Below are 20,638 nucleotides of genomic sequence, written 5' to 3' on the forward strand. Positions count from 1 at the left end.
ATCACTCGGCACGCGGCAGGTCGAAATTGAAGGCCGTCCACTGCCCCAACTCGCTTTCCGCAAACAATGTGCCGCCGTGTCGCTCCACCACCGCATAGCTGATGGACAAACCGAGGCCGAGGCCCTGGCCGACTTCGCGGGTCGTGAAAAATGGTTCGAACACGCGCGCCAGATTCTCCGCGGCAATCCCCGGGCCGTTGTCGCGCACCTTGACGTGCAGCCTCTCGTCTCGCCATTGCGCCGCGACATGCACCTGCGGCGACACGGTGCCGGCCTTGTGCATAGCCAGCGCGGCATTCGAGAACAGGTTGATGAGCACGCCGATCACGGCGGCTTCGTCGCCCAGCACCAGCGTGTCGAGGGGCAACTCGCGCGTAATCGTCACGCCGCGCAACTCGTGCGCGCTCAGCCGGATCGACGAATCAAGCGCCTTTTCGAACAGGAACGGCACGTCGTCCGCCGCCGCCCCGGGCTTGCGGTAGGCAAAGGTCTTCAGGTCCGACACGATATGCTGGATGCGGTGCATACCCTGCCTGGCATCCGTCAGGCATTCCTGCAGCGACGCACTTTCCTTGACCTGCGGTTCTTCCATGGCGACTTCGATCGCCATCAGGCAGAAGTTCACCGGGTTGTTGACCTCGTGGAGCAAGCCCGCGGACAAGGTACCGATTGCCGCCATCTTCTCCTGCTGCAACAACTGGCCCTTGATCTTCGCCAGACTTTCGTTGGTGCGGGCAAGCTGTTCGTTCTTGTGCGCCACTTCGTCCTTTAGCCGGAACAACTGGAAGCGGCCTTTCTCGTTGAAGTAGGTATAAATGGAGCTGGCCAAGGCGCAGAAGAAGATCAGGATGAGCTGGAACTGAAACTTGCTCGCGTTCTGTATGCCGCCCGCGTGCGCCGTGCAGGCGATGTAGTAAAGGCACACCGTGGCGAGACCAAACGCCAGCGTCTGCCAGTAGCCGGAGGGAAACAGGATCCCCACGGCGAAGATCGTCAGGCTGAGCCCCGCATAGAACAGCGACTCCTCGCCCTGCGTGAAATAAATCATCCAGGAGATCATGGCCTGCGGTAGCAGCAGCCAGAAGAAGGTGATCACCTGCACGTGGCGCCGGCCCATCTTCGTGTAGAGCGACAGCAAGGCCACGCCGATGGCGACGCTGGTCAGCACCCGCACCATCGCAAAGTACTTCTGCTCCGACGGATACACGACATAGTCCAGCGCCACGCCCATCAGCACCAGCAGGATCACGGTCAGACCGCCGGCCTTGCTACACAGCAGGCGGTAGTCGCGCAACTCTTCACGATAGTTCGAATGCAACTCGACCAGGGACGTTGTCATTTCAGGCCACTTGTTGCTGGCCGACGATCACCTCGGCGAACACATTCACGCCGGTTGCGTCCGTGTACAGACGCGGCTCGCCGCAGTCCTCGGGCATGATTTCGGCCATCTGTGCCTCGTTGCGGTAGATCAGATACCACTCCAGCACGTGCTCCATGCTGAAGCGCTCCGGGTTGTCGGCATGAACGTTGGTGACCAGCAGATGGCCGCCGCGCCGGGTGCGGCTCGCGAAATGCTGGTTCAAGCGGGCACAGACCTTGTCCGACAGATAGTCGAACAGGCCGGCGCAATAAACCGCGTCGAACTCGCGGACGTCCGGTGCGTCCGCATCCATGCGGCGCTTGAGCAGATGATGAACCGAATCGTGCGTGAAGCTGATGCTCATGCGCTTGCCCATTTTCTGCGCGATGGCGCCGAGGCGTTCGCGCGTCCAGTCCAGCGTCTCCTGACTGAAGTCGAGCAGTTCGAACGTCAGCCACTCCGGTTCGTCGTATTCATGGATGAAGCGCTGGATCTCCTGAGCCGGCCCGCAACCCACGTTCAGCACCTTGAACGGTCGCCCCGCCGCGCGCGCTTCGTTGGCAAGCCGGGTCAGATAGTTCACCAGCAACTCGACGCGATTGCGGTGCGCGCGCGCCACGGCAGTCTGAAGAAATGCGGCGTTGACGATCTGGAAATAGGTGCTCGGGCCCTGGCGGGGATCGTCGAGCATCTGGTTGACCATCATGTAGTCGCCGGCATAGCCCAGCGGCTTCGTGAAGGTGCGAAAGACGAAGGGCGAACGCAGCAGCAGCGGATGGAGCGCCGCCTGGGCAAAGGCTCGGTGTGCCGGCGCCAGTTCTTCGTCGACGAGGCGCGCCTCGCCTTCGAATGCGTCGAAGTAGGACTTGGTTTTTTCCATCAGCGGCGAGGCCAGTTCGAGGAAGAAGTCCTCGCGCAGGCTCTTGCCTTCTTTCGGCATGGTGTCCGCCAGATCCGCCTGTTCGACCCAGCGCGACATGTCCGACAGAAAAGCGCGAATACGATTGACCGCGATCTGGTATTCAGGGCGGATCTGGAAACGCTCGGCCCAGCCTTGCACGAACCGGCGGGCCTCTTCCCCCACCGTGCTGGCTTCCAGCGTACCGCCACTCAGTTCCCGCCACTCGGCGATGAGCGTGACCGAGACAATGGCGGTCAGGCCGGTATTGACCATACTGATCACCACCGCCTTGCCCGAATAGGCGAGTTCCACCCCCATCTTGACCGACAGGTCGTTCAGCACCTCACTGACCTGAACGATCGAGTACGGGTTGTAGACCTCCATCACCAGCGACTTGCGCTGGAGATTGATGATCGTGCCTCGCACCTGCTCGCCCTGCGAGTTGAGGAAGCTCACTACCGGATCGATTTGCGTTTTGGAATACACAGTATGGCGGCCAGGTAAGTACCACGAGAAGTTGGTTTGAAATCTGGTGCCATACTCAGGCGATCAGGCTGCCCGGTTCAGCGTCGATGGGTCCTCGGTTCAGGTGACGAAGCGTCGCCATCGGTATTTCAGTTGCCGCCACGGCAGCCCGTTTTTCCTGGGCGGCGCACCACTTCCTCCCGAACTGCATCGGCCAGACAGAATATGCATTTGACTTATCCGCGTGACCTCGCGACTGCACGTGCACAAAGGGCATCGCGGTTCAACGAGACTCGTTAGCCTGGTGGGTCTGACGACCCGTTTCGGAACAGCACTGACTTTTGCGTCTGCAGCATTCTACTGATAAAAAACATTGCTGTCGTCTCAGTCGCGCAACGCGCTTCGACAGTCGACGCTCGCCGTTCGAACGACAAGGAGGGCTTGCAATTCGGCCGGCATCGAATATATGATTCGTATATGTTTCATATATACAGAGCAAGCTGATGGGTATCGTGAACATCGACGACGATCTGCACGATCAGATCCGCAAGGCGAGCACCGTGTCGTGTCGGTCGATCAACGCACAGGCGGCCTTCTGGATCAGGATCGGCATGCTATGCGAAATGAATCCGACGCAAAGTTTCAACGAGATCGTTGCGAGGGAATTGCGTGCCGCGGGAGTCGTGGAGCCAACCGCGAGGCTGGCTGCCGCATGACCAAACGACCGGAGGAAATCGCGTTGATGGCGGAGTCGGGCAAGCTGCTGGCGGAAGTATTCGGCCATCTGGACCGGCTGCGTTTGATCGGTATGTCGACCATGCAGGTCAACGATCTGGTCGACAGTTTTATCGTCAATGACCTGAACGCACGGCCGGCAAGCAAAGGGCAGTACGACTACGCCTACGCACTGAATGCCTCGCGCAACAGCGTGGTTTGTCATGGCGTTCCCTCCGCGACCGAGGTACTGCAAAGCGGAGATATCGTTAATTTCGACATCACGCTCGAGAAGAATGGCTATATCGCCGACTCCAGCAAAACCTATCTTGTCGGCGAAGTTGCACCACTGGCCAAACGGCTCGTGCAAGTCACCTACGAAGCCATGTGGAACGGCATCAAAGCCGTTCGTCCGGGCGCCAGATTGGGCGACGTCGGGCACGCGATCGAGCGCCACGCGCGGCGCCATGGCTATTCGGTCGTCAGGGAATATTGCGGGCACGGCATCGGGCGTGAAATGCACGAGGAGCCGCAAGTGCTGCATTGGGGCAAGCCGCGCACGGGCTTATTGTTGCGGGAAGGCATGGTGTTCACCATCGAACCCATGCTGAACCAGGGGCGGCATACCGTTCGAACCGCAGAAGACGGCTGGACGGTCGTCACGTGCGACGGGCAACTGTCGGCGCAATTCGAGCACACCGTCGCCGTGACCCACGACGGCGTGCGAGTCCTCACGTTGCGCCCCGAGGAACGGCCCCTGAACTGAGCGCTCGGTGCATCGGCAGGATGAGCCACTCACGTACACGACCGCTGCGGCTGCCACGCGCAATCGCGTCAGTTCGGATAGCCAGGAAAAAAGCGGTGACCCGCTCGTCGTTGAGAACCTGCCCGATCACGTTATACGGAGAAGGCCGGGCACGCCTCGATATTGCGCGGCTCTACCGAGGAAAAGACGTTGCGCCTCAGTACGCGGCTCAAGGAATTACGGGAGGCGGGGCTCATCGATCATGCGGGACAGGGATACTGTCTGACCGACGCGGGCGTGGTACTACGGTTGGCGTTGCGGCCGCTGAGCGATTGGGCAGAGGCCTGGTGCAAGTGATGCCATCGCGGCATCACTTCACCCCAACCACTCACGGTTAACTACTTCGCGCCTGCCGGCGCCTGAATCATCTTCCAGCCGTTCCCGGCCGGATCGCGAAACCCTGCGTCCACACTACCGAACCGCTCCACCGGTTCCTGCGTGAATTCCACACCGCAAGCCTTGAGCTTTGCATAGGTGGCACGACAGTCATCCACGGACAACACTAGCGACGGCATCGCGCCTTTCGCGACCATCGCCCGCAGCGTTTGCGCGGTCGCTTCGTCGTGAATGGGCGACCCCGGCACGAACAGCCCGAGCTGAAACGAAGGCTGATCCGGATGCTGCACCGTCAGCCATCGATACGGCCCATTGCGCACGTCCGTATGGACCTTGAAGCCGAGCTTATCGACGTAGAACGTCAGCGCTTCGTCCTGGTTATCGACGTACAAGCCCACCACATTGACACCTTGATTCATGACACCTCCCTGGTTGATGAGGGGACTGTATCGTCGGCCTCGCGGCGGCGCTTCTCCAAAACTGCGATGTTGAGATCCGGCCGTTGCGCGGCCTTCAGCACGCTGACCGGCACGCGTTCGAGTTGCGACGGGCCGGCCCGCGCGTCGACGCGCAAGGCGCCGGGACTTTTACCGGTAATGTCGCGAAAGATGCGTCCGAACGTGCCCAGGCTTTCCCAGCCGGTGGCGAAGGCGATTGTCGTGATACTGAGGTCGGTGTCGCGCAGCAAGGTGGCGGCTTGCTCGATGCGCCGTGTCAGCAGATACCGGTGCGGTGGAATGCCGAAGGCCCGCTTGAAGGAGCGCGCGAAATGGGCCTCGGAAACGCCGCTGACCCCGGCCAGACGCTTGACCGGCCAGGCCTCGTGCGAGGCGGCATCCATGTGGTCCTTGGCGCGTAGCAGACGGCGCAGCAAGGCCGGATCCTCCAACGCGTCGTTGCCGCCCGGTGCGGGCGCCGCGGGTTCTGCTGGCGATGCGGGCGCTGCGTGCGATAAATCAGGCGACTGGGCTTTACGGTCGTGGAGAGCGCGCATGAGTTCCAGGGAAGCTGGCGGTATGCGCGTAGTTTAGGCTCAAGGGCGGCACCCGCAAAGCGCGGCGTACATCTGAAAACGCCAGCAAAACCGCAGTCAAACGCACGGCCAGACACATGGTCAAACGCGCATCACTTGCGCGTAAACGACCCGCGCTGCAACGTCACCATGCGCGGCAGTTCGATCGTAAACACCGTGCCTGCCGCTTCATCGGAATGCACGCTGACGTTGCCGCCGTGCATCCGCGCAATTTCCTGCACGATATGCAGGCCGAGCCCCAGGCCTTCACGCGCACGACCTACGCTGGTATTCGGCCCAAACGCCTTGAACAGGTGCGGAAAAACCTCCGCCGGAATCGTGCCGCGGTTGGCGACTTTCAGACGCACGGAATCCACCGCCTCGCCGTCCACCTCGACGCCGATATCGCCGCCCGCCGCGCCGTGATGCAGCGCGTTGCTGACCAGATTCGACACGGCCTGCCACACCAGATCCGTATCCCACGCGCCGGCAGTATTGCCCGTGCTCGTAAATACGATGCGCTTGCCGTTCTCGCGTGAAGCAAACTCGTCGATCACCGAGCGGCACAATGTCGCCAGTTCGATCGAGCGCGGCTGCAACGGTAGCCGCCCGCCCTGCAGACGCGCCAGGTTGAGCAGTTGATCGACCATCCGCGCCATGCGTAGCGAACTGTTCTTTACGCGCGTGGCAACGGTGACCGATTGTTCGTCGGCCGCGGTGCGCATCAGATATTCCGCCGACGCCAGCACCGCGCCGAGCGGCGTGCGCAAATCGTGGCTCAGCACCGCCATCAGCATTTCGTTGGCTTCGAGCATTTGTCGCGTCGTGACGAGCTGCGCCGCGAGCTGGCGTTTCTGCTGCTCGAGCTGCACGAACACGTCGACCTTCGACTGAAGAATGCGCGGATCGAACGGCTTGTACAGAAAGTCGACCGCACCGGCTTCGTAGCCGCGAAACGTGCGTGAAGCATCCTGCGCGGTCGCCGTCAGAAAGATGATCGGCACATGCGACGTGCGCGGACTGCCGCGCATCAGCGCCGCGAGTTCGAAGCCGTTCATGCCGGGCATATTGACGTCGAGGATCGCCAGCGCGACCTCGTGCTTGAGCAGCAGGTCGAGCGCGGCGGTGCCCGAATCCGCCACCAGCACGTGCACGTCGGGCCGCGCCAGCAGCGCTTCGAGCGCGGTGATGTTGTGGACGATGTCGTCGACGATCAGAATGTTCACGGGTGAGTTCGTCATGGCATCGGGTCAGTGAGAGGCCGGCAATGCGGCAAGCCGCAGAGCCATGGTTTCGGGAGTGTAAATGTGATCGGCCGCGCCGAGGTCTATGGCGGCGCGCGGCATTTCGGGCGAGCTGGCGGTGTCGGGCGCCTGCACCCAGGTGGTCCCGCCGAACGCGCGGACACGCTTCAAACCTTGCGCGCCGTCGTCATTGGCGCCGGACAACAGAATCGCCAGCAGACGTTCACCGCACACGGCCGCCGCCGACTCGAACAACACGTCGATCGAAGGCCGCGAAAAGCGCACCGCGGCGTCGGTGGAGAGCGCCACGGTGCGATCGACTTCGACCAGCATGTGATAACCGGGCGGCGCGACATGCACGCGGCCCGGCAGAATCCGCTCGCCGGCATCGGGTTCGAGCACCGGCAACGCGCAGCGGTGCGCGAACGCGGGCACCAGATAGCTCGGCGAATCGGGCGGCAGATGCGTGACGATCATCACCGCCGCCGCGAAATCCGCGGGCAATGCGCCGAGCAGCACGTTCAGCACTTCGATGCCGCCGGCCGAGCCGCCGATCACCACGAGCTCGTACGCGCGCGACCCGGCCGCACCGGGCTCGGCGGCGGCAGTAGCGGGCTGAACGGTCGAGCCTGACATAACGGCCTAGCGCTTCTGATAAATACGTTCGCTCGAACGAAACTCGTCGAACGCTTCGTAATGACGGGAAAAACGCAAACTTTCCTTGCTGCCCAAGCCAAGGAAACCGCGTCGCACCAGCGCGTTTTCGAACAGGCCCAACGCGCGATCCTGCAGGCCGCGATCGAAATAGATCAGCACGTTGCGGCAAGACACGAGGTGCGCTTCGAGAAAGACTTCGTCTGTCGAGAGGCTATGGTCGGCGAACACCACACGATCTTTCAGCGAGCCGGCAAAACGCGCGCCGCCATACGCCGCGTGATAGTAATCGGACAACGAACGCTTGCCACCCGCCGCCTGATAGTTTTGCGTAAAGCCCTGAATCCGGTCGAGTGCGTAAATACCGGATTCGGCGCGCGCGAGCGCATCCGGATTGATATCGGTCGCGTAGAACAGCGTGCGCTCGGTCAAGCCCTCTTCGTCGAACAGGATTTTCAGGGACCAGAGTTCCTCGCCGGTGCTGCACCCCGCCACCCACACCTTGATCGACGGATACGTGCGCAAACGCGGCAGCACATGTTCGCGCAGCGCCAGAAAATACGCGGGATCGCGAAACATGTCGCTGACCTGCACCGTCAGATACTGGAACAGCCGCGAGAATTCGTCGCCGTGACGCATGATGCGATCCTGCAACTGCGACAGCGTCTTCAGGCCGAATTCCTCCAGCGCCTGCGACAGCCGGCGCCGCAGCGACGACATCGCATAGTGGCGGAAGTCGTGCTGGTATTTGAGGTAAATCGCCTCCAGCAGCAATTTCAACTCGATGTCGAAATCGCTGATGCGTTGCGGCGCGTCGAATTCAGACCGACTCATTCGTTAAGGCTCGTCCGTTCAGACTGGTTGATCGGGTTCCCGCGACTACCGCTTACCGTTGACGCAGCCAGACGCGGCACAGCGCGACCAGCTTGTCGACGTCGATCGGCTTGGACACGTAGTCGTCCGCACCGGCTTCGAGGCAGCGCGTGCGGTCGTTCGCCATGGCCTTCGCCGTCAGCGCGATGATCGGCAGATGCGCGAAGCGCGGATTGCGACGAATCTCGCCCATCGCAGTCAGTCCGTCCATCTCCGGCATCATGATGTCCATCAGGATCAGATGTACTTCGGGACCGTTCTCCAGCGCCTCGAGCGCCTCGCGTCCGTTGCGCGCTATCTGCAGTTTCGCACCGAGCGGCTCCAGCACGTGCGAGAGCGCGAAAATATTGCGCACGTCGTCTTCGGCCAGCAGGATCGTACGATCTTCGAACGCGTTGTCGCGCTGCCGCACGGTCCGCAGCATGCGCTGCTGTTCCGGCGCCAGCGACGACTCGACGCTGTGCAGGAACAGCGTGACTTCGTCGAGCAGGCGCTCGGGCGACTTCGCGCCCTTGATGATGATCGACTTCGAATAGCGGCGCAGGCGGTGCTCTTCCTCGTCGGACAGCATGCGGCCCGTGTAGACGATCACCGGCAGCGCGGCATGCGCGGTGTTCGCGGCGAGCCGTTCGAGCAGATCGTAGCCGGTGCCGTCGGGCAGCGCGAGATCGGTCACCACGCAGTCGAAGCTGAATTTCGCCAGGTAGTCCAGCGCTTCGGCGAGCGTCGCGACCGCGACGATCTCGGTGTTTTCGCTTTGCAGCAGGGCGCGAATGCTTTCGCGCATGGGGCCGTCGTCCTCGATCACCAGCACGCGTTTGAGGCGCTGCTGCAGGCGCGCTTCCAGACGGCGGATGGCAGCCTCCATCGTGCTGCGCGCGGTCGGCTTGAGGGTGTAGCCGATCGCCCCGAGATGCAGTGCCTTGTCGGCGTGGTCGGTGGCCGAGACGATGTGAATCGGAATATGCCGCGTCAGCGGATCGTTCTTCAGCCACTCCAGCACGGTCAGGCCGGAGCGGTCCGGCAACCCGACGTCGAGCAATACCGCCGCCGGGCGCATGTCGCGCACCAGCGCGAGGCCGCTCGCCGCACTGCTGGCATGGACGAAATCGAAGTCGAGTTCGTGCGTCAGATCGCGCAGGATTTCGGCGAACGCGAGATCGTCTTCGACCGCGACGATCAGGCGGCCGGCCCGCGTGCGGTTGTCGCGGTCGTCGGTGATCGTGCCGCCGGCCGTTTCAGGTATATCGCCGAGGCTCAGGCCGTTAGCGGGCGTGATGACGGCGGACTGGTTGAAGCTCGAAGGCGGGCGGACCAACGGCGGTTCGGCTGGCGCCACGGTATTCATGGCCGGCACCGGTGCGGCGGCATGCGCATGGGCCGGCACGGACGTCGGCGCGTTCTGGCGACCCGCCAGAGCCGCCTCGCCATCGACAGGCAGCCACAGCGTGAACACGCTGCCCTTGCCGACTTCGCTGGCCACGGTGATCCGGCCGCCCAGCAAACGCGAGAATTCGCGCGAGATCGACAGCCCAAGACCGCTGCCACCATATTGACGGCTGGTCGACCCGTCGGCCTGCTGGAAGGCTTCGAAAATCATCTCCAGCTTGTCCGCCGCAATGCCGATGCCGGAATCGCGCACCTCGATACGCAGCATGTTGTCTTGCGAGGGCGCGATCGACAGCGCCACCTCGCCACGCTCGGTAAACTTCACCGCGTTCGAGAGCAGATTGCGCAGAATCTGCGCGACACGCTGACCGTCGGTGACAAAGGTATCGGGCGTGCCCGGCGCACGCTCGAAGTGAAGCTGCAAATGTTTGGCCACCGCCAGCGGCTTGAACATTTCTTCCAGCGACTGCAGCGTCGCGTCGATCGACACCGTTTCGAGCTCGACCGTGACCTGCCCGGCTTCGACCTTCGAGAGATCGAGAATGTCGTTGATCAGCACCAGCAGATCACTGTTGGACGCGTGGATCGTTTCCGCGTAGCGCACCTGCTCGTCGCTCAGATTGCCGGTGCGGTTCTGCTGCAGCAGCTTGGCGAGAATCAGCGAACTGTTCAGGGGCGTGCGCAGTTCGTGCGACATGTTGGCGAGAAACTCGGACTTATAGCGGCTCGACTGTTCGAGGCGTTCCGCGTTGGCGGCGAGATCGTCCTGCGCGCGCAACAGATCCGACTTTTGCCGTTCGAGACGCTGCGCGTATTCCTCGAGTTGCACGTTGGTCTGTTCGAGCTCGGCCTGCTGCGCCTCGAGCCGCGTTTGCGATTCCATCAACGCACGGCCGCGTTCTTCCAGTCCCTCGTTCGAGACGCGCAACTCTTCCTGCTGCACCTGCAATTCTTCGTTCAGTTGCTGCGTTTCGGCCAGCGCGTCCTGCAAGCGTTCGCGATACAACGCGGCTTCGACGAAGTCGCCCAGCGCGTTGCCAATCAGCTCCATGAACTCCTGATCGCGCACGGTCAACTCGCGAATAAAGCCCAGTTCAATGACACCGTTCACCTCACCGTCGTTGACGATCGGCATGATCAGCAGGTTTTTCGGCGCGCTCCGGCCGGTGGCCGACACGACCTGCACGTAGTTGTCCGGCACGTCGCGCAAGACCAGCGTGCGGCGCGCGGCGGCGGCCTGGCCGATCAGCGTTTCGCCGTCTTCGAAATGGCGCGCGCTGCCCTGCTCGCTTTCGCGGCTGAAACCGTAGGTGGCGATGCGGCGCAGCGTGCCGTGCTGCCGGTCGCGAACGTAGAGCGCGCTGACGGCGGCGTCCAGGTACTGGGCGAGAAAGTCGAGCACCGCGCGGCCCAACAATTGCGGCGTTGTCTGACCGACCACCGTCTCGGCCAGCAATCGCTGCCCCGAGCGTAACCACACCTGCTCCTGCAGTATCTCGGTCTGTTCGGACTGGCGTCGCAACACACCGTCGTACGTGGCGGACAGGCCCATCAGTTCGCGGCGACCCACCCAGGCAAGCAGGCCGCTCACGCCGAGGCTGAACAGCAGGAATACGCTGACCAGAGTGGTGGTGACGCGGCGCGTCGCATCGGAGCGTTCCTGACGTAAGCGCAATTCGGCGTCGAGAAAATCGCCGAATTCGCGCCGCGTTTCGTCGAATTCGATCTTGCCGCGACCGATCGCCACCGGGCCTTGGACGTCCTGATTGCGGCGCCGCGCGTCGATCATGTTCTCCGCGAAGCGGCCCCAGCGCGCCTGAATCGCCTCGATCTGCTTGAGTTTCTCGACTTGCGGCGGATTGTCGGACACCAGTTCCTGCAACGCTTCGATCTGCGTCTTGAACTTCGGACCGCCAGCTTCATAAGGCGCGAGAAAGCTCTCGTCGCCGGTAATCAGGAAACCGCGCATGGACGATTCGCGGTCCACGGCGAGGCGCAGCATTTCGTTGGCCTGGCCGATCACGCGCTCGGAATGCTCGGCCCAATTCATGGTCGACACCAGATACGCGATCAACCCGACGAATACCGCCATGGTGACCAGGCCGACGCCCAAAGGCAGTGCAATGTTGCGGCGAATGATGCTGCGAAAACGATTCTGGTCGACGGCCTGAGATGCGGTCATTTTTTCTGTCTTCGGCTTGGCGAATCGGGTCGATTCGGAATATTTTTCGGATTTTTCGCGCGAGTCGGCGTGTCGTCAAACGACCTGCGCCATCATACAGGATGAGCCCAATTTTGAGACGTTATGCGACGGCTCAGGCTTGCTGGGCGGGGCTGTCGCTGTCCGCGCAAGCTCGCACGGCCGACGCGGGGTCAGCCGTGCAAGGCTTGCGAACCAGGGGGAAATGAACCTAGGCGGGCACCGTCTCCGCCTGCGCCGCGCGCGACCACACGCGATGCTGCTCCGCCGCCGCGATGAACGCCTTCAGCACGTCGGCGGCCTGCTTGTCGTCGCCGGTAGCGACGCCGTCGGCGTTATCCGGCAGATGCGCTGCGGCGAGCACGTCACGCCCCGCGCCGAGCGCCGCGATCGCCTTCAGATGCTTGAACGCCTCGAGCACGAAATGCCGCGCGTCGCCCGATTGCGCGAGCCGCTTCGCGCCCGCTTCGCCGCCCACGACGATGACGGCGTCGAACATGATCGACGGCAAGCCGGCGATGGTCGCGTCGGGGGCCATGCCGTCGATCGGCGCGAGCGTCGGCGCGATCAGCATGGGCGTAGCACCTTCGCCCTGCAGCGCCTGCTGCAGTTTTTTGATCGCTGCGCCGTCGGAACCCGGCGCGGCCAGCAACGCGATCTTGCGGGTCTTGATGCCGGGCTTGACCCGGTTCAGCAGACTCAAGGCCGGGGAATCCTTGGGACCGCTCAGCTTCGCCGTGCCCTTCTTCGGCGCGGGCAAACCGAGGCCTTCCGCGACGGTCGCCGCCAGCCCCGCGTCGAAGTTCGCGAGGATCTCGTTCACCACGCGCGCCCGAATCTCCGGCTTGGTCACCTTGCCGAGTTCGAACTGATACGCGGCGGCGATATGGTCCTTCTCGGGCTGCGACATGCTGTTGTAAAACAGCGCGGCCTGCGAGAAATGATCGGCGAACGATTCGCTACGTACGCGAATCTTGGTGCCCTCGACCCGCTCCTGATAACTTTCGAAGCCGCCGTCGCTCGGCGCCGGATCGGTTTCCTTCGGCCAGCCGTCGCTCAGCGAGTTCGGTTCGTACGAGGCCTGTCCAACGCTGATCGTCTGCCGATGCATCGCATCGCGCTGATTGTTGACGAACGGACACACCGGCCGGTTGATTGGAATTTCGTGGAAGTTGGGCCCGCCCAGCCGGCTGATCTGCGTGTCGGTGTACGAGAACAAACGCCCTTGCAACAGCGGGTCGTTCGAGAAATCGATGCCCGGCACGACATGCCCCGGATGGAACGCCACCTGTTCGGTCTCGGCAAAGAAATTGTCCGGATTGCGATTGAGCGTCATCTTGCCGACGATCTTCACCGGCACCAGTTCCTCGGGAATCAGCTTGGTCGGATCGAGCAGATCGAAATCGAACTTGTGCTCGTCTTCCTCCTCGACGATCTGCACGCCGAGTTCGAACTCGGGGAACGCGCCACGCTCGATCGATTCCCACAAATCCCGCCGATGAAAATCCGGGTCCTTGCCCGCGAGTTTCTGCGCTTCGTCCCAGAGCAACGAGTACGAGCCCAGCACCGGCCGCCAGTGGAATTTGACGAAGCGACTTTTGCCTTGTGCATTGACGAAGCGGAACGTGTGAATGCCGAAGCCTTCCATGGTGCGCAGGCTGCGCGGAATCGCACGGTCCGACATGGTCCACAGCACCATATGCGCGGATTCGGGCACGAGCGACACGAAGTCCCAGAAGGTGTCGTGCGCGGAACCGCCGGTCGGCATTTCATTCGGCGCTTCCGGCTTCACCGCGTGAACGAAGTCGGGAAACTTGATCGCGTCCTGAATGAAGAACACGGGCATGTTATTGCCGACCAGATCGTAATTACCTTCCTGCGTGTAGAACTTCACCGCGAAGCCGCGCACATCGCGCACGGTATCGGCGGAACCTCGCGGACCTTGCACGGTGGAGAAACGCACGTAGACCGGGGTCTGCACACCGGGATCCTGCAGGAACGCGGCCTTGGTGTACTCACGCATCGACTCGTAGACCTGAAACACACCGTGCGCCGCCGAGCCGCGCGCATGCACGACGCGCTCCGGAATGCGTTCGTGGTCGAAGTGCGTGATCTTCTCACGCATGATGAAGTCTTCCAGCAACGACGGCCCGCGCGGACCCGCGCGCAGCGTGTTCTGGTTGTCGGCGATCTTGACGCCCTGATTGGTTCTCAGCGCCTCGCCTTGGGGACTGACGCGAAACTGTTCGAGATCTTGCGATTTCGGATCGGCGGCCTGCGCGTTTTTTGCCGCGGGCTTGTGCGTACTCGTTTTACCAGCCATGGGGATCTGCTCCTTGCGTTCGGGCGTGCCGGGGGGAATCCGGTCTAACGCGCAGAGAGAAGGCAGCAAGCGATATTCCCGCGAGCGGGCATCGCGCCGACTTTCGCGGGTGGACGAAGGACGCGGCGCACGTCGCGAGAGCATGCGGTACGCCGCCGTCCTTCAGATTGAAACGCGTCGTGTCGTCGCGTCAAAAGCGATAATTGATCGAAATATCCGCCACACCGTTCGCCTTGCGATGCGTGATCGGACTGTTACCCGCACTGCCCACTAATTGTTCGAACGCGCCGTCCGCGGTCGCGAACCAGTGCTTGTCGAACAACCACACCGCGCTGATGCCGAAACCCACCGACTTGAAGCCCGCGCTCGCGTGATACTGCGAGTACTGCGATTTGGCCGCCTGATTCTGATTCACGCCGAACCAGCTATTCATATACGTGGAGTCCGCCAGCGATACGTTCGGCCCGGCGAACCAGAAGAACTTCTTCGTGCTGCCCGGCATGGGCATATACGCGCCGAAGTCGCCGGTCCAACCGTTCGAGCCGCCGAAATAGCGCCGCACGTCGGCGCGCAACACGAGCGGAAAATCTTTCGAAATCACGTATTCGCCGGCCAGTTTCACGCCCGGCGCCGCATTGATATTGCCGAGGCCGTTCAGTTCCTGAGGATCGTCGTGAGCGCGTCGGCCGAGATCGTAGACGGCCGCCAGACTGGCGCGCCAGTTCTGCCCCTGCGCGAAATTGACCCCGAAGCCTTCGCCGCTGGACAGGAAGAACAGGTCCTTGTAGCGCACGTCGACGCTCGGGCCGCCCATCACGTGATAGCGGTCCGAGCCCTCATAGCGCGGCTGGAACGAGGAGGCCAAACCGAGGCGCACTTGCCAGTCGGGAATATTCGGCTGCCACATCTTCTGCAGCGGAATGCCGACCGAGTACTGCCATTCGTTGAGTGGCGAAGGCGTTTGCGCCATGGCCGAGCCCGGCAGGAAGGAAATGCCGCCCAGGGTCACGGCCACCAGAGACGTTGCCGCGATGCTTGTTTGTTTATTGCGGAGCTTGCCAATCCGCTTTCTACGGCTGTTCAACACCAGGAGCCTCCGATTCTCGCTTATCGCGAGGAGGGTTATGTTCTCGCCCGAGGTCCGCGGGGCCTGTGGACCTCAAGCGACCACCGCGTTGCTACGAGCGTCATGTAATTTTTTCAGCTTGACGACACGCACTATCCGGCAAACGCGCTGCCCGCTTGTAACCGGCCCTGTAAAACGGGCTTTTGTCCGACCAAACACGTGCGAAAGATTTGCCGACGGGAACGCTAGTGCAAAATGCGGGCCTGGCGGGTGGAGCGCCGGCTCAAGTCCGATTGGAAGCAGCCCGCGACGAAGCGGTAGGGCAAAAAAAAGCCCGGCGCTACCATGGCGGCGGCGCCGGACAGACAGGAAAGCGATTCGAAGCTGCGCTACGCTACTGCGCCGCTTCCACCAGCACTGCCTTGTCGCGATACAGGTTCGGAAACAGCCGCTTCAGATTGGCGACCTTCGGCATATCGTTGAGCGCGATATACGCGGAGTTCGGGTGCAAGGTCAGATAGTTCTGGTGATAGAACTCAGCCGGATAAAAGCCCTTGAACGCCTCCGTCCGCGTCACGATCGGCGCCGGGTACACGTGGGCCTTGTCGAGTTGCGCGATATAGCTCTGCGCGACGCGCCGTTGCGTGTCGTTCAGCGGAAACACCGCCGAGCGGTACTGTGTGCCGCTGTCCGGCCCCTGCCGGTTCAACTGGGTCGGATCCTGAATCACCGAGAAGTACACCTGCAGCAACTGGCCATAGGTCACCTTGCTGGGATCGAACGTGACTTGCACCGATTCGGCGTGGCCCGTCTCACCGCCGCTGACCGTCTCGTACTGCGCGGTGTCGCGCTGACCGCCCGAGTAGCCCGACACCGCCCGGGTCACGCCGCGCACGTGCTGGAATACGCCCTGCACGCCCCAGAAGCAGCCGCCCGCAAACACCGCGGTTTCCTCGTGGGCGGTGGCGGCCGAGACCGGTTCGTCGAGCGCCGGGGGCGCGATCACCACCGCCGTCTCCGACGAAAACGCCATTCGTTGCGCCAGCAACAACGCCAACGCGCCGAAGCCGACCGCGAGTGAAATGGCGCTCAGCCGCGAACGCGTGGCCTTGCCTCTCGTCATGCGTGTCTCGAAGTTCATGATGTCCGTCCTGATCCGCTCAGCTCGCACCGCTCGATGCGGGCGTAAAGGTCAATGCGAGGCCGTTCATGCAATAGCGCAGACCGGTCGGTTTGGGGCCGTCGTCGAACACGTGGCCGAGGTGGCTGCCGCAACGCCGGCATAGCACTTCGTCGCGCGTCATGCCAAACGACTTGTCCGTATGCGTGATGACCGCGCGGTCGAGCGGCTGGTAGAAGCTGGGCCAGCCGGTGCCGCTATCGAACTTGGTCTTCGACGAAAACAGCGGCAGTTTGCAGCCCGCGCAGCCGAACGTGCCGGCGTGGTGCTCGTCGTTCAGCGGGCTGCTGAACGGGCGCTCGGTGCCCGCTTCGCGCAGGATCCGGTATTGCGCGTCGCTCAGCATCTTGTGCCATTCGGCGTCGCTATGCGACACCTCGTAGGCGGCCGCCGCGCCGCTGTCCGCCGCGCGCGTCACGTTCCACATCGAAGCCGCGCCACCGGCCAGCGACGCCGCGCCGATAAACCTGAAGAATGTCCGTCTGTTGCAAGTCATGATGATCGCCCCGGAAAGTCCGTGCCGTTCACCCGTTCGGGCGCGGGTCGCGCCGTCCGCGAGTGGTCTCGATGCTTGGTCGTGCGAGATCGGGTTTGATGACAGCATGCTCGCCTTTTTTATCTAACAGCGTCGCTTACAGCGGAAATTTCGTGGTCGAGAGGATTTCCTTCAGCACCATGAACGAGCGGATTTGCCGCACGCCCGGCAGATACAGCAACTGTTCCGCGTGCAGGCGGTTGAAGCTGTCGCTGTCACGCGTGCGGATCGTCATGAAATAGTCGAATTCGCCGGTCACCACGTGGCATTCCATGCAACCGGACACCTTCTGCGCCGCTTTCTCGAACTCGGCGAAAGATTCCGGCGTGGAGCGGTCCAGCACCACGCCGATGATCACCAGCATCCCCGCGCCTGCCGCCTTCGGGTCGATCAGCGCGACCACGCCACGAATCAGCCCCGACTCCCTGAGCCGCTCGACTCGCCGTAAGCAGGCCGGCGCACTCAGCTTGACCTTGGCCGCGAGCGCGACGTTCGAAATCGACGCGTCGGTCTGCAACTGCCGCAGGATCGCGCGATCGATACGGTCGAGCGCCTGCAGGGGATCAGTCTGGACGGCGGCGTCGTCTGAGGCTGTTGCAGTGCGACGAACTTTTGTTGTGCTCATGGTTTAGTTGGCAGATTTTTATTAATTTAAATTTTGTTCGGTATTTTTAAAAGTAAGCCGAAGCCATTTATTTCGCAAGCTCATTTCAGGCGGTTTTCCCTACCATGTATTGCGACGCGCCGGGTTGCCGGTCGCCTCGATACCACGGACAACGGAGCTACCATGAACCTGCAACGATTCCCTCGTTACCCGCTCACTTTCGGGCCGACGCCGATCCAACCGCTCAAACGGCTGAGCGAGCACCTCGGCGGCAAGGTGCATCTGTATGCGAAACGCGAAGACTGCAACAGCGGTTTCGCGTTCGGCGGCAACAAGACGCGCAAGCTCGAATATCTGATTCCCGAAGCTCTCGCGCAGGGATGCGACACGCTGGTGTCGATCGGCGGGATTCAATCGAACCAGACGCGCCAGGTGGCGGCGGTGGCGGCGCATCTGGGCATGAAGTGCGTGCTGGTGCAGGAGAACTGGGTCAACTACTCGGACGCCGTGTACGACCGCGTCGGCAACATCCAGATGTCGCGCATTCTCGGCGCGGACGTGCGGCTGGTCGCGGACGGCTTCGACATCGGCTTTCGCAAAAGCTGGGAGGACGCGCTCGAAAGCGTGCGCGCCGCCGGCGGCAAACCGTATGCGATTCCGGCCGGCTGCTCGGACCATCCGCTGGGCGGCCTCGGTTTTGTCGGTTTCGCCGAAGAAGTCCGGCAGCAGGAGGCCGAACTGGGTTTCAAGTTCGACTACGTCGTGGTGTGCTCCGTGACCGGCAGCACGCAGGCCGGCATGATCGTGGGCTTCGCCGCCGACGGCCGCGCCGAGCGCGTGATCGGTATCGACGCCTCCGCGAAACCCGCGCAAACGCGTGAGCAGATCACACGGATCGCGAAACGGACTGCGGAACAGGTCGGTCTGGAACGCGACATTACCGCTGCGGACGTGGTGCTCGACGAGCGTTTCGGCGGCCCCGAATACGGCCTGCCGAACGACGGAACGCTCGAGGCGATCCGCCTATGCGCGCGTCTGGAAGGCGTGATGACCGATCCGGTGTACGAGGGCAAATCGATGCACGGCATGATCGAGATGGTCCGCAACGGCGAGTTTCCGGCGGGGTCGCGCGTGCTGTACGCGCACCTGGGCGGCGTGCCGGCGTTGAACGGCTACAGCTTCATCTTCCGCAACGGCTAGGCTCACGCCGCAAGCCGCTTGCGTAAATGCGCCCTCAGGAACTCGACGAACGTCCGGATCGCGGGGGAGCTTTGCCGATGCTGCGGATACACGGCATGGACGCTGGTCGCGGCGGGCAGGAATTCGTCGAGCACCGTGACCAGCAGACCGCTTTTAAGCGCGTCGGCGACGATAAAGTCCGGTAGCCGTACGATGCCGAGTCCGGCCACCGCCGCATCGCGAATCAGGTCGCCGTTATTGGCGCGCAGCGGCCCGTGCACTTCGACGCCCTTCAGCGCGCCGCCTATCTCGAACTCCCAACTCACGGTCCCGCCGTGCCCGTAAAGGAGGCAGGCGTGCCGCGCCAGATCGGCGGGCGCGGCGGGCGCGCCGCGGCGTCGCACGTAGCCGGGACTGCAACACGCTACGAGGCGGATATCGGCCAGTTTCTGCGCGATCAACGTGGAATCCGCCAGCGTGCCGATCCGGATCGCCATGTCGAAGCCCTCGCCGACCACGTCGACGGTACGGTCGCTCAACTCCATGTCGACGCGCACCTCGCCGTGCTCACGCAGAAACAGCGCCAGCAGCGGCGACAGGTGCATCATGCCGAACGACATCGGCGCGCTCACCCGCAACAGTCCGCGCGGACCGGCGCGCTGCCGCGACATGGCCTGCTCGGCGTCGTCCACTTCACCCAGAATGCGCGTGGCGCGTTCGTAAAACTCCTGACCGAGCTCGGTCACGGCCAGCTTGCGCGTATTGCGGATCAGCAATTGCACGCCGAGCGTGTCCTCCAGCGCCATGACGCGGCGACTCACGAACTGCTTCGACAGCGACAGCCGCCGAGCCGCCGCCGTGAAGTTATGCGCGTCCACCGCGGCGACGAAGATCCGCATGTCGTCGAGTTGCATACTATTGTCCACTCCATGGTGACAGTGTTTCCTATTTGCCTATGATTGTAGCGCTCCAGATTGACCTACACTGCTGTTCATGGATCGCGGACCAACAACTGGCCGGATCGCACAACCCCAGGAGAATAAACATGCTCGATATCAGACACGCCCATCAACGCGGTCGCGCGGAGCACGGCTGGCTCAGTTCGCGTCATACGTTTTCCTTCGCGAGTTATCACGATCCGAAGCAGAACGGCTTTTCCGACCTGCTGGTGATCAACGACGACCGTGTCGCGCCGGCTCAAGGTTTCGGCAAGCACCCGCACCGCGACATGGAGATCTTTTCGTACGTGCTGGAAGGCGCACTGGAACACAAGGACACGATGGGCACCGGCTCGGTGATCGTACCTGGCGACATCCAGTTGATGAGCGCGGGAACCGGCGTGGCGCATAGCGAATACAACCATTCGAAGACCGATCCGGTGCACTTCATGCAAATCTGGATCGCGCCCTCGAAGAACGGCGCGGCGCCGCGTTATCAGCAACGCCACTTCAGCGCGCAAGACAAGCGCGGTGTGCTACGCCTCGTGATGTCGCCGGACGGCGCGGACGGTTCGCTGGAATTGCAACAGGATGCGCGGGTGTACGCCGGTTTGTTCGACGGCGACGAAACGGCGCGGCTCGAGTTGGGCAGCGAGCGTTATGCGTATATTCACGTGGCACGCGGCAGCGTGACGGTGAACGGCGTCGAGCTCGGCGAAGGCGATGGTGCGCGAGTGCGCGATGAAAAGTCGCTAACGTTCACGCAAGGTCACGATGCCGAAGTGCTGGTGTTCGATTTGCGGAACATCGAAACGTCGGCCCTGTGGGCTTGAGCCGCTTCACCGATGGTTAAGGACAGC

Annotated in this window: 18 protein-coding genes; 4 read left to right on the plus strand and 14 right to left on the minus strand. The window is 62.6% G+C overall.

Features of this window, described 5'->3' with window-relative positions; translation table 11 throughout:
* Position 1: 1 nt before the first annotated feature.
* Positions 2-1,339: a sensor histidine kinase gene (locus BX591_RS29230; RefSeq protein WP_111934795.1), complete on the minus strand. Its 1,338-nt coding sequence runs from the start codon at positions 1,337-1,339 to the stop codon at positions 2-4.
* Position 1,340: 1 nt separating this feature from the next.
* Positions 1,341-2,747 (minus strand): class I SAM-dependent methyltransferase, encoded by a 1,407-nt coding sequence (locus BX591_RS29235; protein ID WP_111934796.1) that lies wholly within the window; start codon positions 2,745-2,747, stop codon positions 1,341-1,343.
* Positions 2,748-3,229: 482 nt separating this feature from the next.
* On the opposite strand from BX591_RS29235, the gene BX591_RS29240 reads away from it, so the two are divergent.
* Together BX591_RS29240 and map are read left to right on the plus strand one after the other, a co-directional pair.
* Positions 3,230-3,442 carry a ParD-like family protein gene (locus BX591_RS29240; RefSeq protein ID WP_111934797.1) on the plus strand — a complete coding sequence of 71 codons (213 nt, stop codon included), beginning with the start codon at positions 3,230-3,232 and terminating at the stop codon, positions 3,440-3,442.
* Complete coding sequence (gene map, locus BX591_RS29245; RefSeq protein ID WP_111934798.1) at positions 3,439-4,206, plus strand: type I methionyl aminopeptidase; 768 nt, start codon at positions 3,439-3,441, stop codon at positions 4,204-4,206. Before BX591_RS29240 ends, map begins: the two co-directional genes overlap by 4 nt.
* A gap of 377 nt (positions 4,207-4,583) precedes the next feature.
* Here the strand turns inward: map and BX591_RS29250 are convergent, their stop codons facing one another.
* The 11 genes from BX591_RS29250 to BX591_RS29300 form a co-directional block, all read right to left on the minus strand.
* Positions 4,584-5,000, minus strand: coding sequence for a VOC family protein (locus tag BX591_RS29250; RefSeq protein ID WP_111934799.1), 417 nt, complete (start codon positions 4,998-5,000; stop codon positions 4,584-4,586).
* A complete protein-coding gene (locus tag BX591_RS29255) occupies positions 4,997-5,575 on the minus strand; it encodes a helix-turn-helix transcriptional regulator (protein WP_111934800.1) in 579 nt (192 codons plus the stop codon). Before BX591_RS29255 ends, BX591_RS29250 begins: the two co-directional genes overlap by 4 nt.
* Positions 5,576-5,706: 131 nt before the next feature.
* Entirely contained in the window at positions 5,707-6,834 is a 1,128-nt protein-coding gene (locus tag BX591_RS29260) for a hybrid sensor histidine kinase/response regulator (RefSeq protein ID WP_111934801.1), read from the minus strand.
* 9 nt (positions 6,835-6,843) lie between these two features.
* Positions 6,844-7,473 carry a chemotaxis protein CheB gene (locus BX591_RS29265; RefSeq protein WP_111934802.1) on the minus strand — a complete coding sequence of 210 codons (630 nt, stop codon included), beginning with the start codon at positions 7,471-7,473 and terminating at the stop codon, positions 6,844-6,846.
* Positions 7,474-7,479: 6 nt separating this feature from the next.
* The gene (locus BX591_RS29270; protein ID WP_111934803.1) at positions 7,480-8,325 is read right to left on the minus strand and encodes a CheR family methyltransferase; all 846 of its coding nucleotides are present in this window, start codon (positions 8,323-8,325) and stop codon (positions 7,480-7,482) included.
* A gap of 52 nt (positions 8,326-8,377) precedes the next feature.
* Positions 8,378-11,935: a response regulator gene (locus BX591_RS29275; protein ID WP_111934804.1), complete on the minus strand. Its 3,558-nt coding sequence runs from the start codon at positions 11,933-11,935 to the stop codon at positions 8,378-8,380.
* A gap of 229 nt (positions 11,936-12,164) precedes the next feature.
* On the minus strand, positions 12,165-14,276 hold the full coding sequence (gene katE, locus BX591_RS29280) for a catalase HPII (protein ID WP_111934805.1): 2,112 nt from the start codon (positions 14,274-14,276) through the stop codon (positions 12,165-12,167).
* 190 nt (positions 14,277-14,466) lie between these two features.
* Entirely contained in the window at positions 14,467-15,363 is an 897-nt protein-coding gene (locus BX591_RS29285) for a MipA/OmpV family protein (protein ID WP_111934806.1), read from the minus strand.
* Between the two features lie 373 nt (positions 15,364-15,736).
* Positions 15,737-16,465, minus strand: a complete 729-nt coding sequence (gene msrA / locus BX591_RS29290; protein ID WP_418939875.1) for a peptide-methionine (S)-S-oxide reductase MsrA — start codon at positions 16,463-16,465, stop codon at positions 15,737-15,739.
* 37 nt (positions 16,466-16,502) lie between these two features.
* Positions 16,503-17,018, minus strand: coding sequence for a peptide-methionine (R)-S-oxide reductase MsrB (gene msrB, locus BX591_RS29295; RefSeq protein ID WP_111934808.1), 516 nt, complete (start codon positions 17,016-17,018; stop codon positions 16,503-16,505).
* Between the two features lie 136 nt (positions 17,019-17,154).
* Positions 17,155-17,682: an Lrp/AsnC family transcriptional regulator gene (locus tag BX591_RS29300; RefSeq protein ID WP_176343133.1), complete on the minus strand. Its 528-nt coding sequence runs from the start codon at positions 17,680-17,682 to the stop codon at positions 17,155-17,157.
* Between the two features lie 162 nt (positions 17,683-17,844).
* Here BX591_RS29300 and BX591_RS29305 point away from each other — a divergent pair, with 162 nt between their 5' ends.
* Positions 17,845-18,861 carry a 1-aminocyclopropane-1-carboxylate deaminase gene (locus BX591_RS29305; protein ID WP_111934809.1) on the plus strand — a complete coding sequence of 339 codons (1,017 nt, stop codon included), beginning with the start codon at positions 17,845-17,847 and terminating at the stop codon, positions 18,859-18,861.
* A gap of 2 nt (positions 18,862-18,863) precedes the next feature.
* Here the strand turns inward: BX591_RS29305 and BX591_RS29310 are convergent, their stop codons facing one another.
* Positions 18,864-19,754 carry a LysR family transcriptional regulator gene (locus BX591_RS29310; protein ID WP_111934810.1) on the minus strand — a complete coding sequence of 297 codons (891 nt, stop codon included), beginning with the start codon at positions 19,752-19,754 and terminating at the stop codon, positions 18,864-18,866.
* Positions 19,755-19,885: 131 nt separating this feature from the next.
* On the opposite strand from BX591_RS29310, the gene BX591_RS29315 reads away from it, so the two are divergent.
* Positions 19,886-20,611: a pirin family protein gene (locus tag BX591_RS29315; protein WP_111934811.1), complete on the plus strand. Its 726-nt coding sequence runs from the start codon at positions 19,886-19,888 to the stop codon at positions 20,609-20,611.
* The last annotated feature ends 27 nt before the right edge of the window (positions 20,612-20,638 follow it).

Source organism: Paraburkholderia bryophila (genome assembly GCF_003269035.1).
Classification (GTDB): domain Bacteria; phylum Pseudomonadota; class Gammaproteobacteria; order Burkholderiales; family Burkholderiaceae; genus Paraburkholderia; species Paraburkholderia bryophila.

Bases quoted from the DNA above. Each gene is read 5' to 3' on its own strand.
- BX591_RS29270 (WP_111934803.1), bottom strand. From the start codon at position 8,325: ATGAGTCGGTCTGAATTCGACGCGCCGCAACGCATCAGCGATTTCGAC.
- BX591_RS29260 (WP_111934801.1), bottom strand. From the start codon at position 6,834: ATGACGAACTCACCCGTGAACATTCTGATCGTCGACGACATCGTCCAC.
- msrB (WP_111934808.1), bottom strand. From the start codon at position 17,018: ATGACTTGCAACAGACGGACATTCTTCAGGTTTATCGGCGCGGCGTCG.
- BX591_RS29275 (WP_111934804.1), bottom strand. From the start codon at position 11,935: ATGACCGCATCTCAGGCCGTCGACCAGAATCGTTTTCGCAGCATCATT.
- BX591_RS29255 (WP_111934800.1), bottom strand. From the start codon at position 5,575: ATGCGCGCTCTCCACGACCGTAAAGCCCAGTCGCCTGATTTATCGCAC.
- BX591_RS29230 (WP_111934795.1), bottom strand. From the start codon at position 1,339: ATGACAACGTCCCTGGTCGAGTTGCATTCGAACTATCGTGAAGAGTTG.
- BX591_RS29300 (WP_176343133.1), bottom strand. From the start codon at position 17,682: ATGAGCACAACAAAAGTTCGTCGCACTGCAACAGCCTCAGACGACGCC.
- BX591_RS29310 (WP_111934810.1), bottom strand. From the start codon at position 19,754: ATGCAACTCGACGACATGCGGATCTTCGTCGCCGCGGTGGACGCGCAT.
- katE (WP_111934805.1), bottom strand. From the start codon at position 14,276: ATGGCTGGTAAAACGAGTACGCACAAGCCCGCGGCAAAAAACGCGCAG.
- BX591_RS29250 (WP_111934799.1), bottom strand. From the start codon at position 5,000: ATGAATCAAGGTGTCAATGTGGTGGGCTTGTACGTCGATAACCAGGAC.
- map (WP_111934798.1), top strand. From the start codon at position 3,439: ATGACCAAACGACCGGAGGAAATCGCGTTGATGGCGGAGTCGGGCAAG.
- BX591_RS29240 (WP_111934797.1), top strand. From the start codon at position 3,230: ATGGGTATCGTGAACATCGACGACGATCTGCACGATCAGATCCGCAAG.
- BX591_RS29265 (WP_111934802.1), bottom strand. From the start codon at position 7,473: ATGTCAGGCTCGACCGTTCAGCCCGCTACTGCCGCCGCCGAGCCCGGT.
- msrA (WP_418939875.1), bottom strand. From the start codon at position 16,465: ATGACGAGAGGCAAGGCCACGCGTTCGCGGCTGAGCGCCATTTCACTC.
- BX591_RS29315 (WP_111934811.1), top strand. From the start codon at position 19,886: ATGCTCGATATCAGACACGCCCATCAACGCGGTCGCGCGGAGCACGGC.
- BX591_RS29305 (WP_111934809.1), top strand. From the start codon at position 17,845: ATGAACCTGCAACGATTCCCTCGTTACCCGCTCACTTTCGGGCCGACG.